This window comes from Comamonas sp. w2-DMI, from assembly GCF_040187735.1.
GTDB lineage: Bacteria > Pseudomonadota > Gammaproteobacteria > Burkholderiales > Burkholderiaceae_C > Comamonas > Comamonas terrae.
Map to the genome: position 1 here is coordinate 48588 of NZ_JBANEL010000004.1, position 12985 is coordinate 61572.

Annotated in this window: 12 protein-coding genes; 3 read left to right on the forward strand and 9 right to left on the reverse strand. The window is 67.6% G+C overall.

Annotated features, from left to right (window positions below):
- Window positions 1-3 precede the first annotated feature (3 nt).
- The gene (locus tag V8Z74_RS06000) at window positions 4-465 is read left to right on the forward strand and encodes an acyl-CoA thioesterase (protein WP_066476033.1); all 462 of its coding nucleotides are present in this window, start codon (window positions 4-6) and stop codon (window positions 463-465) included.
- A gap of 126 nt (window positions 466-591) precedes the next feature.
- Here the strand turns inward: V8Z74_RS06000 and V8Z74_RS06005 are convergent, their stop codons facing one another.
- Window positions 592-1230, reverse strand: coding sequence for a bactofilin family protein (locus V8Z74_RS06005; RefSeq protein WP_349708514.1), 639 nt, complete (start codon window positions 1228-1230; stop codon window positions 592-594).
- Window positions 1231-1545: 315 nt separating this feature from the next.
- On the opposite strand from V8Z74_RS06005, the gene V8Z74_RS06010 reads away from it, so the two are divergent.
- Both V8Z74_RS06010 and V8Z74_RS06015 read left to right on the forward strand, forming a co-directional pair.
- A complete protein-coding gene (locus tag V8Z74_RS06010; protein WP_349708515.1) occupies window positions 1546-1992 on the forward strand; it encodes a MarR family winged helix-turn-helix transcriptional regulator in 447 nt (148 codons plus the stop codon).
- Window positions 1989-3374: an MATE family efflux transporter gene (locus V8Z74_RS06015; RefSeq protein ID WP_349708516.1), complete on the forward strand. Its 1386-nt coding sequence runs from the start codon at window positions 1989-1991 to the stop codon at window positions 3372-3374. The genes V8Z74_RS06010 and V8Z74_RS06015 overlap by 4 nt, the downstream gene beginning before the upstream one ends.
- A gap of 113 nt (window positions 3375-3487) precedes the next feature.
- Here the strand turns inward: V8Z74_RS06015 and V8Z74_RS06020 are convergent, their stop codons facing one another.
- The 8 genes from V8Z74_RS06020 to V8Z74_RS06055 all read right to left on the reverse strand — a co-directional run bounded on the left by V8Z74_RS06020 (window position 3488) and on the right by V8Z74_RS06055 (window position 12933).
- On the reverse strand, window positions 3488-3967 hold the full coding sequence (locus tag V8Z74_RS06020; protein ID WP_349708517.1) for a thioesterase family protein: 480 nt from the start codon (window positions 3965-3967) through the stop codon (window positions 3488-3490).
- A 167-nt stretch (window positions 3968-4134) separates the two neighbouring features.
- Entirely contained in the window at window positions 4135-4929 is a 795-nt protein-coding gene (locus tag V8Z74_RS06025; RefSeq protein WP_349708518.1) for an enoyl-CoA hydratase, read from the reverse strand.
- A 6-nt stretch (window positions 4930-4935) separates the two neighbouring features.
- Window positions 4936-5778 (reverse strand): acyl-CoA thioesterase, encoded by an 843-nt coding sequence (locus V8Z74_RS06030; RefSeq protein ID WP_349708519.1) that lies wholly within the window; start codon window positions 5776-5778, stop codon window positions 4936-4938.
- A gap of 38 nt (window positions 5779-5816) precedes the next feature.
- Entirely contained in the window at window positions 5817-6788 is a 972-nt protein-coding gene (locus V8Z74_RS06035; RefSeq protein WP_349708521.1) for an alpha/beta hydrolase family protein, read from the reverse strand.
- Between the two features lie 14 nt (window positions 6789-6802).
- Complete coding sequence (locus tag V8Z74_RS06040; protein WP_349708523.1) at window positions 6803-7996, reverse strand: acetyl-CoA C-acyltransferase; 1194 nt, start codon at window positions 7994-7996, stop codon at window positions 6803-6805.
- 170 nt (window positions 7997-8166) lie between these two features.
- Window positions 8167-10569, reverse strand: coding sequence for a 3-hydroxyacyl-CoA dehydrogenase/enoyl-CoA hydratase family protein (locus V8Z74_RS06045; protein WP_349708525.1), 2403 nt, complete (start codon window positions 10567-10569; stop codon window positions 8167-8169).
- A 63-nt stretch (window positions 10570-10632) separates the two neighbouring features.
- Entirely contained in the window at window positions 10633-11079 is a 447-nt protein-coding gene (locus tag V8Z74_RS06050) for a DUF2147 domain-containing protein (protein ID WP_349708526.1), read from the reverse strand.
- A gap of 57 nt (window positions 11080-11136) precedes the next feature.
- Window positions 11137-12933 (reverse strand): acyl-CoA dehydrogenase C-terminal domain-containing protein, encoded by a 1797-nt coding sequence (locus tag V8Z74_RS06055; RefSeq protein WP_066476014.1) that lies wholly within the window; start codon window positions 12931-12933, stop codon window positions 11137-11139.
- Window positions 12934-12985: the final 52 nt, after the last annotated feature.

The window sequence follows — 12985 nt, forward strand, 5'->3', positions numbered from 1 at the left end:
GCAATGCCGCCTCGTCCAGACCTTCCTCCCCAACCCCTGCCCGAAGACAAGGAGCTGGTTCTCAAAGTCGTGCCCATGCCGGCCGATGTCAATGCCAACGGCGACATCTTCGGCGGCTGGGTCATGGCCCAGGTGGACCTGGCAGGCTCGGTGCTGCCCCAGCGCATCAGCCATACGCGCATGGTGACCGTGGCGGTCAACGAGTTCATCTTCAAGCAGCCCGTGCGCGTGGGCGACATCCTGTCGTTCTATGCCAGCGTGGAGCATGTGGGCCGCACGTCGATCGCCGTGGACGTGGAAGTCTACGCGGAGCGTTTTTCCGATCAGGGCAAGTACGTCAAGGTCACCGAGGCGCGCCTGACCTATGTGGCCATCGACGCCACAGGCCGTCCCCAGGCCCTGCCCGACACGCCGCAGACCCAGGCCTGGCGTGAAAAGCTGCTGGCCCGGCAGCGCCCGGCCTGAACGGGCACCCCATAAAAAAGCGACCGATATCGGCCGCTTTTTTATGGCTGTCCCGGCCCTGCCTGGAGCAGCCATGCCTGCGCAAAACAGGCAAGGGCAATGGGCTGTGATGGCTCGAAAGCCGGCTCAGACCACCATGGACGAGGAGGTTGCGGCCATGGGCGCCTGGCTGGCCGATGATGCGGCCGACGACGCACTTGCTGCGGCTGGGGCAGCGCTTTCGCTGCGTGCGGCAGAGTAGCCGTTGCCGCTCTTGCTGCTGCCGGCCTCGATCTGGCCGGTGAGCTCGCCGCCCTCCTCGATCACCACCTTGCCGTAGCGGATCTTGCCGCTGACGCGGCCCGAGCCGAAGATCACCAGCTTTTCGCGCACAGTCAGCGTGCCGTCGAAGACGCCGTGGATTTCGGCAATGTCGATCTCGGCCGTGCCGTGGAATGCACCCTGTTCGGCAATGCGGATCACACGCGAATTCATGGTCGCCTCCACCGTGCCTTCGACCACCAGCGTGTCGCAATCGGTGATCTCCACCCCCTTGAGCTTGATGTTGGGGCCCACGGTGAGCTTGCTGCCGCCCGTTTCCTCGCTGGCCGCAGGAGCCGAAGCGGAGGCGGTGCGCGCCGTGCTGCCGGGACTGGTGGTGCCGGAGCCGGCAAGGCTGCCACTGCCCAGGCTGGATGGGCTGGAAGAAGACAGGCCCGTCATCGAATTGCGGGAAGAGAAGGTGTCGTTGTCGCGTTTGCCAAAAAACGGGTTTTGCACAGCCATTGCAGGTATCTCCTTGACGAAAGCACCCATCCTAAGCAGCACAAGCGGCAACAAATGCCGCCATCTCGCAAGATTAGTAACTGAATTGCTCTCTTGTTGCATGTACTTGCAAGCTTTGCTTGATCACACAGCCAAGGAGCACAGACAGGCCCTCCGTCGCCGACCGGACAGCTTCTCTCAGATATGTGCATATACACTCAAATCACCTCTGCATCCGCCCGCCGAACACAGACCATGCCCCACCCCTCTGCCCTTCCATCGCAAGGCCACGCGCGAAGCGCACCGGCGCCAGCCTCGCCCGTCTGCACCTGCTTCATGGTGCGCAGCCTTTCGCGCAGGATCTCCCAGCTCTATGACGACACGCTGGCGCCCAGCGGCCTGCGCGGCACGCAGTTCAGCCTGCTGATGCAGGTGCGCCGCGCGCCTGCCATGACGCTGACGGTGTCCGCGCTGGCCGAACTGCTGCACACCGACCGCACGACGCTGACGCGCAATCTGCGCACGCTGCAGCAAGCGGGCTGCATCGAACTGGTGGCGGGCACGGATGCGCGCAGCCGCCATGTGCTCATCACGGACGCCGGCCGCGCCCGGCTGCGCGAGGCGGCTGTGCTGTGGCAGCAGGCCCAGCAGCGGGTGCGCGCGCTGTGCGGCAGCGAGGAGATCGGCGCGCTGGAGCAGCTGGTGCTGGGCATGCTGCCGCGACTGGCGCTGGACGAGCCGTCCGAAACGGCCGACGCGGAACAAGCGGAGGACGACCGGTGAGCGCCGCCGTACCCGCCGCCATGGGGGCCACGGCCTCGGCAGCCCAGGCCCACCCGCTGCTGCATGGCCGCATCATGCCCACGCTGCTGCGACTGGCCGTACCGAACATGGTGGCGCTGAGCATGTCGGTGCTCGTCGCCGTGGCCGAGACCTATTACGTGGGCCGGCTCGGCACGGTGGCGCTGGCGGCCATGGCGCTGGTGTTCCCGTTCGCCATGCTCACCCAGATGATGAGCAACGGCGCCATGGGCAGCGGCGTGTCCTCGGCCATCAGCCGCGCGCTGGGCGCGGGCGACGCGGAGCATGCCTCGGCCCTGGCGCTGCATGCGCTGGTGATAGGCGCCGCCGCCGGCCTGCTGTATTCGCTGCTCTTCGTGGCCTGCGGCGCCACCTTCTACGGCTGGCTGGGCGGGCGCGGCGCGGTGCTGGAGGCGGCTACGGGCTTCGGCACCGTGCTGTTCAGCGGCGCCATCCTGGTGTGGCTGTGCAACACGCTGGCCTCGGTGGTGCGCGGCACGGGCAATATGCGCCTGCCCTCGACTGTGGTGTTCTGCGCCAGCCTGGTGCAGATCGTGGTCGGGGGCTCGCTGGGACTGGGCCTGGGGCCGCTGCCGCGCTGGGGCATGCCCGGCGTGGCGCTGGGCAATCTCGTGGCCATGGCGCTGGCCGTGGCCGCGCTGCTGGCCTATCTGCGCTGGGGGCAGCAGCGGCTGCGGCTGTCGTGGCGCCGCAGCCGGCTGCAGTGGCCGGTATTCCGCGACATCCTGCGCGTGGGCGCCCTGGCATGCCTGTCGCCCGTGCAGACGGCGCTGACGGCGCTGCTGCTGACCGGCATGGTGGCGCGCCTGGGCCCGCAGGCGCTGGCCGGCTACGGCATAGGCCAGCGCCTGGAGTTCCTGCTGATTCCGCTGGCCTTCGGCGTGGGCATGGCCGCCGTGCCCATGGTCGGCATGGCCATGGGCGCGGGCCAGGTGGAGCGCGCGCGCCGCGTGGCCTGGACGGGCAGCGCCGTCGTCACAGCCCTGCTGGGCTTGCTGGGCCTGATCGTATGTCTCTGGCCCTGGCTGTGGTCGGGCCTGTTCGCCCATGACGCGGCCGTGCAGGCCTATGCCGACCTGTACCTGCGCATCGTCGGGCCGGTGTTCGGCCTGTTCGGATTGGGCCTGGTGCTGTACTTCGCCTCGCTGGGCGCCGGCCGCGTCTGGCCGCCCTTGCTGGCCGGCACGCTGCGCCTGGCGCTGGTGGCCGGCGGCGGCACCTGGCTGACCGCGGGCGGCAAGGGCAGCATCGAGATGCTGTACGGACTGGTGGCGCTGGGCATGGCCGCCTACGGGCTGGGGACGGCCTGGGGCGTGAAGCGGTCGCGCTGGCACAAGGATTGACCTCCCGCCACCCCACATCAACGTAGCAGCCATCGCTTGCCACACCTTGTTTTCAGATGCAAAAGCATCTGAAACTCAGGATGCCAAGGCGATGGCTGCTATTTTTTTAGGGACTACGAAACAATGTAGGCGGCAGTCCCCGTCGACAGCAATGTGCCGTCCGCCGCGAGGAATTCCATGCGCGTATTGGCCACGCGCGAACCCAGGCGCAGCACTTCGGCGCGCAGCAGGAACTCCTTGCCGATGCCGGGGCGCAGATAGTCCACGCGCAGGTCGATGGTGCCCAGGCGCGAGAAGCGGTGCAGGCGCTGCAGCGGCGCATCGTCCATGTGCTTGGCGCAGATGGCGGCCATCACGGCCAGGCCCCCCATGGAGTCGAGCGCCGCGCTGATCACGCCGCCGTGGATGCGTTCGTAGGCCGCGTGGCCGATGAGCTCGGGCCGCATGGCGATGCGGCCCTGCACCAGCTGCGGCGCCACATCGGTGATCTTCAGGCCCAGCACCTGGTTGAAGGCGATGCGCTGCTCGAACACCTCGCGCAGCGCGGCGACAAACTGCGGCTCGAACTGCACGGGCTCCGTGGACTTCAGCATGGGCTGAAGTCCGGCTTGCGCTTTTGACGAAAGCTCCACCGCTGCACCCTGCGCAGCGTCCGCTTCGCGGCCATCGGCCTTCAGCATTTGCTGAAGTCCGGCTTGCGCTTTTGACGAAAGCTCCGCCGCTGCACCCTGCGCAGCGTCCGCTTCGCGGCCATCGGCCTTCAGCATTTGCTGAAGTCCGGCTTGCGCTTTTCCATGAAGGCCGTGAAGGCTTCGCGGGCTGCGGGACCGGCCATCAGGCGGCCGAAGCTCGCGCCTTCCTCGTCCATGCGCGCGGCCACTTGCGCGGCCTGGCCGGCCTTCATGAGGCGCTTGCTCTCGATCAGGGCCGACAGCGGCTTGGCGGCCAGCTTGCGGGCCTGGGCCTGGGCCAGCGCATTGCATTCGCCGGGCGGAACGACGCGGTTGACCAGCCCGACCTCGAGCGCCGCCTCGGCCATGAAGGGCTCGCCCAGCAGCAGGGCCTCGGCCGCACGGTGGTAGCCGAACATCTGGGGCAGCAGCATGCTGGACGCGGCTTCGGGGCACAGGCCCAGGTTCACGAAGGGCAGCGAGAAGGCCGCGTTGTCGCCCGCATAGACCAGGTCGCAATGCAGCAGCAGCGTGGTGCCTATGCCCACGGCCGGGCCGCAGACGGCGGCGATCACGGGCTTGGGAAAGCCCGCGATGTTGCGCAGGAAGCGCCATACGGGCCGGTCGGCCGCCGGCTTGGGCGCGGCGCCGCCGGCCGACTGCTGGAGGAAGTCGCCGATGTCGTTGCCCGCGCTGAAGATGGCCATGTCGCCCTGGAACACCACGCAGCGCACGGTGGCGTCCTGCTCGGCCTGGACCAGCGCATCGGCCATGGCCGCATACATGGCCTCGGTGATGGAGTTCTTCTTGTCGGCGCGGTTGAAGGTGATGGTGCAGACACCGGCTTCGGTGTGCACCAGGATGTCCTGGCTGTTGTCGCTCATGTGCTTTTATTCCTTGAAGTAAACGATCTGGTGGCTGCTGGCCAGCATCTGGCCGGACTCGCTCCACAACTGGGCGGCCTGGTCGCAAAAGCCGTTGCGGAACTCCTGCCCGCGCGCCTGTGCCAGCAGCGGTGCCGTGCCGGCCACGGCCAGGTCCTCGCGGCTGGCGTGGAAATACACGGTGATGGACACCGTGCCGGCGGGCGTGCGGTGGGCGCGGCGCAGCCACACGCGCGGGAAGAACACATCGGACAGGGCGGCCAGCGATGCGAAATCCAGCGGGCGCGGTGGATTGTCGCGCACCCACAGCCGCGTCAGGCTTTCGGCCTCGGCGCCGTCCCACTGCTGGGGCAGCGTGCCCTGTACAAAGCGCATTTCGTAGCGCTCCAGCCACTGCACGCCGCCCATGATCGGCGGCACGCGCGGCACCTGCGCGGCGGGTGTCACCTGGGGCATGGCCGTGTCGCTGCCGCTCCAGGTGGGGCGCCGCACCGCCGTCACGGCCGTGGCCGTGGTCACGACCTGCGGAGCGCCGTCCTCGCCGGCCTGCTTGACGGTCAGCAGCCAGTGCTGGGTGGAGCGGTTGGTGCGCACCGGGTTGGCCTCGATCTCGAAGCGCCCCGCACCCACGGCCGCGGCATAGTTGACGGTGATGGACACCGGATCGCCCAGGCATTGCGGATGCTGGGCAATGGCCTGCACCAGCGTGGCGGCCGTGATGCCGCCGTAGGGGCCGACCATGTTCCAGTAGTCCTGCGAAACCAGGCCCTGGAAGGTGTGGGGCGCACCCGTGGCCACCAGGGCCACGGCCTGATCGAATGGATGGGAGGATGGGGTGCTTGTGCTCATAGAGATCGCAGTGTGCGCATGTGCGGGAACGAAAGCCGTCAAGCAGGTGACTCGGGCGGCCCGAACAAGGGTTTGCCTGGGCTGCGCAGGCCTTGCCGCCATTGCGCGAGCAGCGGCAGCAGCGGCGGCCACAGCGTCTCGCGCATGGTGGCGCGGAAAAAGCCCATGTGGCCTATGCGGCCCGAGGGAGAGAGCGCGGGGCTCACGCGCTCGAGCAGGCTGGGCGCATTGCGGTACCAGCCGACCAGCGATTGCGTGCTGGCCAGCGACATCATTTCGTCGTCCTCGAAGGACAGCGCATGCAGCGGATAGCGCGCGGCCGCATAGGCGTTGGCGGCCCAGGCGCCTTCCACACCCATGGCGTAGTCGGGATGCAGGCACCAGCGCCGCCACTGCCACAGCACGCCCGCGGGCAGGTCGCCGATGATGCCCAGGCTGCGCCCCGGAAAGCCGCCGCATGCGGCCGTGACCAGCGGGGCCACGCCCCACCAGAACAGGCGCACCATGCGCCGCGTGGGAGGTGCGTTGTCGCGCCAGTAGCCGCTGCCGCTGCCGACCGAGAGCAGGCCGTTGAGGGGCAGCGGCACGGGCGAGAGGCCGGGCAGCTGCGCGCCCACGCTGTGGCCTATCCAGATCAGCGGCTGGCCCGGAAACTGCTGCTGCAGGTGCGCGGCCACGCGCTGGCAATCCTGCGCCCAGTCCAGCAGGTCGGCCCGGGCCTGGCGCAGCGGCCCCTGGCGCGACAGGCCGCTGCCGCGGTAGTCGAAGGTGGTCACACCGAAGCCCTGCTCGGCCAGCCATTGGGCAAAGGCCTGGTAATAGCCCTGAGGCACGCCCATGGCCGGTGCCACCACGATCTGCGCCAGCGCTGCGGCCCCGCCCTGCCCCGGCGTCCGGGGCTGGCACTGGCACAGGGCCAGCGCGCCCGCATCCGCTGCGCCAGGCAAAGCGGTGGCCGCAGGCAGCGGCAGCTGCGTCTGCGACCAGTGCACGTCGGGCTCGGCCTGCATGGCGCCCGCGCCGCTTACAGCGCCTCGAAGATGCCGGCCGCGCCCTGGCCCGTGCCCACGCACATGGTAACCATGCCGTACTTGAGCTTGTGGCGGCGCAGCGCATGCACCACGGTGGCGGCGCGGATGGCGCCCGTGGCGCCCAGCGGGTGGCCCAGGGCGATGGCGCCGCCCATGGGGTTGACCTTGGCCGCGTCCAGGCCCAGCGTGTTGATCACGGCCAGCGACTGGGCCGCAAAGGCCTCGTTGAGTTCGTACCAGCCGATGTCCTCGCTCTTGAGGCCCGCATAGCGCAGCGCGGCGGGAATGGCCTCGATGGGGCCGATGCCCATGATTTCAGGCGGCACGCCACGCGCGGCATAGCTCACGAAGCGCGCCAGCGGCGTGAGACCGAACTGCTTGACGGCCTTCTCGCTGGCCAGGATCAGGGCGCCGGCGCCGTCGCTGGTCTGCGAACTGTTGCCCGCCGTCACGCTGCCGCGCGCGGCGAACACGGGCTTGAGCTTGGCCAGCGCTTCCAGCGTGGTGTCGGGGCGCGGGCCCTCGTCCAGGCTGACGGTACGCCTCTTCTCCACCACGTCGCCGGAAATGAGGTTGGGGCTGCGCTCCACGATCTCGAAGGGCGTGATCTCGTCGGCAAACTCGCTGGCCTGCTGGGCCTTGATGGCGCGCAGATGGGATTCGAGCGCGAACGCGTCCTGCGCCTCGCGGCTGACCTTCCACTGCTGGGCCACCTTTTCGGCCGTCAGGCCCATGCCGTAGGCAATGCCCACGTTCTCGTCGCGCGCGAAGACCTCGGGGTTGAACGAGGGCTTGTTGCCGCCCATGGGCACCAGGCTCATGGATTCGGCGCCGCCGGCGATCAGCACGTCGGCCTCGCCCACGCGAATGCGGTCGGCCGCCATCTGGATGGCCGTCACGCCCGAGGCGCAGAAGCGGTTCACCGTCACGCCGCCCACGGGATGGTCGAATGCCAGGCCCATGGCGATGCGTGCCATGTTCATGCCCTGCTCGCCCTCGGGGAAGGAGCAGCCGATGATGGAATCCTCGATGGCCTTGGGGTCCAGCGTGGGCACCTGGGCCATGGCGCCGCGGATGGCGGCCACCAGCAGGTCGTCGGGGCGGGTGTTCCGGAAGTAGCCGCGGCCCGATCGGCCGATGGGCGTGCGCGTGGCGGCAACGATGTAGGCGTCTTGTACTTGTCTCATGACCAAATTCCTTGCTTGTCTCTTCGCTTTTCAAGCTGTGCGCGAGGCTCCAAATACCGCATGCTGCAAGTCGGCAGCCAGCGAGCAAGGGCCGCCCCGCAGCGTTGCTGGCGTCCCCTTCCCGCGAAGCGAGAGAAGGGGGAAGGCGCGCAGCGACTCGGGGGGATGCCTCAATTTCTCACCGGCTTGCCGGTGTTGAGCATGCCCAGAATGCGCTCATGCGTCTTGGGCTGGGCAATCAGGTGGCAGAAGGCCTTTCGCTCCAGCGTCAGCAGATATTCCTCGCTGACCAGCGAACCCGGGTCCACATCGCCGCCGCAGACCACCTCGGCGATCATGGCGGCGATCTTGAAGTCGTAGGCGCTGATGAAGCCGCCGTCGCGCATGTTCACGAGCTGGGCCTTGATGGTGGCCAGGCCGCTGCGGCCCGCCACGGGGAACAGGCGCTTGAGCGGCGCACGCCAGCCGCCGGCCGCCATGGCCTTGGCCTCGTTGATGGCGACGAACAGCAGTTCGTCCTTGTGCGGCACGATGATGTCGCTGTCCAGCAGGTAGCCGAGCTTGCGCGACTCGATGGCGCTGGTGCCCACCTTGGCCATGGCCGCGGCCGTGAAGCCTTCGGTCAGGAAGGGCAGCACGTCCTTGCCGGTGCTGCTCTTCGCATTCTCGGCGGCGCGGCGCGCGATATAGGTCAGGCCGCCGGCGCCGGGCACCAGGCCCACACCCACTTCCACCAGGCCGATATAGCTTTCCATATGGGCCACGCGGCGCGCGCTGTACACGGCCAGCTCGCAGCCGCCGCCCAGCGCCATGCCGTGGATGGCCGCGACCACCGGCACCTGGGCGTAGCGGATGCGCATCATCAGGTTCTGCAGCTCCTGCTCCACGCTCTCGATGGCATCGGCCCCGCCGATCACGAAGGCCGGCATGGTGGCCTCCAGGTCGGCGCCCACGCTGAACGGCGCATCGCCCGACCAGATGACCATGCCCTGGAAGTCGCTCTCGGCCGTATCCACGGCCTCCATCAGGCCTTCCATGACCTCGGGGCTGATGGCGTGCATCTTGTTCTTGATGCTGGCGATCAGGATCTGGCCGTCCAGCGTCCAGGTGCGCAACGCCTTGGATTCGAAAACCGTGGTGCCGGCCGTCTTCCAGTCGGGCAGGCTGTCCTCGCCCAGCAGCTTCTCTGGGAAGATCTGGCGCTCGTACACGGGCAGCACGCGGCGCGCCACGAATTGGCCCTGCGAGGGGCTCCACGAGCCCTGGGCGGTGTGCACGCCGCCGGCCTCGGCCACGGGGCCTTCGAACACCCACCGGGGCAGCGGCGCCTTGCACAGCGCCTTGCCCGCGTCGATGTCCTCCTGGATCATCTTCGCCACTTCGAGCCAGCCGGCTTCCTGCCACAGCTCGAACGGGCCCTGCTTCATGCCGAAGCCCCAGCGCATGGCCTGGTCCACATCGCGCGCCGAGTCGGCAATGGTTTCCAGGTGCACAGCCGCGTAGTGGAAGCTGTTGCGCAGAATGGCCCACAGGAAGCGGCCCTGCGCGCCCTCGGCATTGCGCAGCAGCTTCAGGCGCTCGGCCGCGGGCTTCTTGAGCATGCGGCCGTAGACTTCGTCGGCCTTGCCGCCTGCCGGCACATAGTCTTCGCTGGCCAGCTCGAACTGGAAGATGTCGCGGCCGACCTTCTTGTAAAAGCCCTTCTTGGTCTTCTGGCCCAGGTGGCCCAGCTCGATGAGCTTGGCCAGCACGGGCGGCGTGCCGAAGCTGCCGTAGAAGGGGTCGGTCTCCAGGCTCAGGTTGTCCTGCAGCGTCTTGACCACGTGGGCCATGGTGTCCAGGCCCACCACGTCGGCGGTGCGGAAGGTGCCCGAGGAGGCGCGGCCCAGCTTCTTGCCCGTGAGGTCGTCCACCACGTCAAAGCTCAGGCCGAAGTTCTCGACCTCCTTCATCGTGGACAGCATGCCGGCGATGCCGATGCGGTTGGCGATGAAGTTGGGCGTGTCCTTGGCGCGCACCACGCCCTTGCCCAGGCCGCTGGTGACGAAGGCTTCGAGCTGGTCCAGCACCTGGGGATCGGTGGTGGGCGTGTTGATCAGCTCCACCAGCGGCATGTAGCGCGGCGGGTTGAAGAAGTGGATGCCGCAAAAGCGCGGCTTGATGGCATCGGGCAGCGCCTCGCTCAGCCTGGTGATGGACAGGCCCGAGGTGTTGGAAGCCACGATGGCGTGCTTGGCCACGAACGGCGCGATCTTGGCGTACAGGTCCAGCTTCCAGTCCATGCGCTCGGCAATGGCCTCGATGATGAGGTCGCAGCCCTTGAGCAGCTTCATGTGCTCCTCGTAGTTGGCCGGCTGGATCAGGTCCGTGTCTTCGGCCACGCCGATGGGCGAGGGCTTGAGCTTCTTGAGGTTGGCGATGGCCTTTTCGGCGATCGCGCTCTTGGGGCCTTCCTTGGCGGGCAGGTCGAACAGCACGACCGGCACCTTCACGTTGACCAGATGGGCCGCGATCTGCGCGCCCATCACGCCGGCGCCCAGGACGGCGACTTTCTTCACATTGAATCGGGACATGGGAAATGTTCCATTGAGGGCCCACGCTCCGCGCCATCACGGCGCCTCGGCGAGGGCGGTTTTTTACTGCACGCGCACCCAGGTCTGGGTGCGGCCGAACGGGCCGATGGAGCCGCGCACTTCCAGCTTCTTGCCCTCTTCCACGGGCGTCAGGCGCAGGGTGTAGGACTTGCCGCTTTCGGGGTCGAGGATCTTGCCGTCCTCCCACACGTCCTTGCCCTCGGCCTTTTTGGCGCCGGTGATGATCTGCAGGCCCACCATGGGCTTGTCCTTGAGGCCGTCCCTGCACTCGGTGCACAGGGCATGGGGATCGGCTCCCTTGCGCAGCAGCCTGGTGATGTGGCCGCTGAGCACGCCGCCGTTGTCCGTGATCTGGATCTCGGACTTGGCCTCGCCGGTCTTGTCGTCAATGCTGCGCCATGTGCCCACGGGCGACATCTGCGCCCAGGCCGAGGTGGCGCCCAGCGCCGCTGCCGCTACGCAAAAAAGAGCTGCTACCGCTTTCTTCATGGTGTTTTCCAATCAAATAAGCCTTCAATTGCAGAAAGTGCGTGCGCTGGCTGCTATTCAAGCCAGAGCAGCATCGGTATCCATCAGCACCTTGCTGCCGGCGCGGGCCGTGCGCATCAGCGTCGCGGTCTCGGGGAACAGCTTGGCGAAATAAAAGCGCGCGGTCTGCAGCTTGCCCTGGTAGAAGGGATCGGTGCTGCCATTGGCGATCTCGCGCAGCGCGACCTGGGCCATGCGGGCGAACAGGTAGCCGAACACCAGGTGGCCTGCCACGCGCAGGTAGTCCACCGAGGCGGCGCCCACTTCGTCGGGATTCTGCATGCCCTTGAAGCCGATCTCGGTCGTGAACTTGGTCATCTGCTCGCCCAGGTAGGCGATGGGGTTGATGAACTCGGCCATGCGCTCGTTCACGCCTTCTTCCTCGACCAGCTGGGCCACCAGCTTGCCGAACTTCTTGAGCGAGGCGCCCTGGTTGCCCAGCACCTTGCGGCCCAGCAGGTCCAGCGCCTGCACGCCGTTAGTGCCTTCGTAGATCATGTTGATGCGCGCGTCGCGCACGAACTGCTCCATGCCCCATTCCTTGATGAAGCCATGGCCGCCGAACACCTGCTGGCACTGCGTGACCGCGCTCCAGCCGTTGTCGGTCAGGAAGGCCTTGACGATGGGCGTCAGCAGCGCGACCAGCTCGGCGCTGTCGGCGCGCACCTTCTCGTCGGGGTGGTTCAGCTCCTTGTCGATCAGCAGCGCGCAGAAGGTGGACAGCGCGCGGCCGCCTTCGGCATAGGCCTTGGCCGTCAGCAGCATGCGGCGCACGTCGGGGTGCACGATGATGGGGTCGGCCGGCTTGTCCTTGGCCTTCACGCCCGACAGGCTGCGCATCTGCAGGCGGTCCTTGGCATAGGCCAGCGCATTCTGGTAGGCCACTTCGGTCAGGCCCAGCGACTGGTTGCCCACGCCCAGGCGCGCGGCGTTCATCATCACGAACATGGCCTGCAGGCCCTTGTTGGGCTGGCCCACCATGTGGCCCACGGCTTCCTCGATCACGATCTGGGCCGTGGCGTTGGACTTGATGCCCATCTTGTGCTCCAGGCCGCCGCAGTAGATGGTGTTGCGCTCGCCCAGGGAGCCGTCGGCATTGACCTTGTACTTGGGCACCACGAACAGGCTGATGCCCTTGGAGCCGGCCGGCGCATCGGGCAGGCGGGCCAGCACCAGGTGCACGATGTTGGGAGCCATGTCGTGCTCGCCGGCGCTGATGAAGATCTTGTTGCCGGTGATCCTGTAGCTGCCGTCGGCCTGGGGTTCGGCCTTGGTGCGCAGCAGGCCCAGGTCGGTGCCGCAGTGGGGCTCGGTCAGGCACATGGTGCCGGTCCACTCGCCGCTGGTCAGCTTGGGCAGGTACAGGGCCTTGAGCTCGTCGGAGCCGTGGGCATGCAGGGCCTCGTAGGCGCCATGCGACAGGCCCGGGTACATGGTCCAGGCCTGGTTGGCGCTGTTGAGCATCTCGTACAGCGCCGAATTCATCACGAAGGGCAGGCCCTGGCCGCCGTACTCGGGGTCGCACGACAGCGCGGGCCAACCGCCCTCCACGAATTGCTGGTAGGCCTGCTTGTAGCCCTTGGGCGTGGTCACCTCGTGGGTGGTCTTGTCCAGGTGGCAGCCTTCCTCGTCGCCGCTGATGTTCAGGGGGAAGGTCACGTTGGCGGCGAACTTGCCCGCTTCCTCGAGCACGGCGTTGATGGTGTCGGCATCGACATCCGCGTGCTTGGGCATCTGCTGGTAGGCCTCGGTGACCTTGAACACCTCGTGCATGAGGAATTGCATGTCGCGCAGGGGCGGGTTGTAGCTGGGCATCTGTCTTCTCCTGTGATGATGGGTGTGCGTGAATCGATAAGGCTCCGGCTGG

Bases quoted from the DNA above. Each gene is read 5' to 3' on its own strand.
- V8Z74_RS06000 (WP_066476033.1), top strand. From the start codon at position 4: ATGCCGCCTCGTCCAGACCTTCCTCCCCAACCCCTGCCCGAAGACAAG.
- V8Z74_RS06005 (WP_349708514.1), bottom strand. From the start codon at position 1,230: ATGGCTGTGCAAAACCCGTTTTTTGGCAAACGCGACAACGACACCTTC.
- V8Z74_RS06020 (WP_349708517.1), bottom strand. From the start codon at position 3,967: ATGCTGAAGTCCACGGAGCCCGTGCAGTTCGAGCCGCAGTTTGTCGCC.
- V8Z74_RS06025 (WP_349708518.1), bottom strand. From the start codon at position 4,929: ATGAGCGACAACAGCCAGGACATCCTGGTGCACACCGAAGCCGGTGTC.
- V8Z74_RS06040 (WP_349708523.1), bottom strand. From the start codon at position 7,996: ATGAGACAAGTACAAGACGCCTACATCGTTGCCGCCACGCGCACGCCC.
- V8Z74_RS06030 (WP_349708519.1), bottom strand. From the start codon at position 5,778: ATGAGCACAAGCACCCCATCCTCCCATCCATTCGATCAGGCCGTGGCC.
- V8Z74_RS06010 (WP_349708515.1), top strand. From the start codon at position 1,546: ATGGTGCGCAGCCTTTCGCGCAGGATCTCCCAGCTCTATGACGACACG.
- V8Z74_RS06045 (WP_349708525.1), bottom strand. From the start codon at position 10,569: ATGTCCCGATTCAATGTGAAGAAAGTCGCCGTCCTGGGCGCCGGCGTG.
- V8Z74_RS06035 (WP_349708521.1), bottom strand. From the start codon at position 6,788: ATGCAGGCCGAGCCCGACGTGCACTGGTCGCAGACGCAGCTGCCGCTG.
- V8Z74_RS06055 (WP_066476014.1), bottom strand. From the start codon at position 12,933: ATGCCCAGCTACAACCCGCCCCTGCGCGACATGCAATTCCTCATGCAC.
- V8Z74_RS06050 (WP_349708526.1), bottom strand. From the start codon at position 11,079: ATGAAGAAAGCGGTAGCAGCTCTTTTTTGCGTAGCGGCAGCGGCGCTG.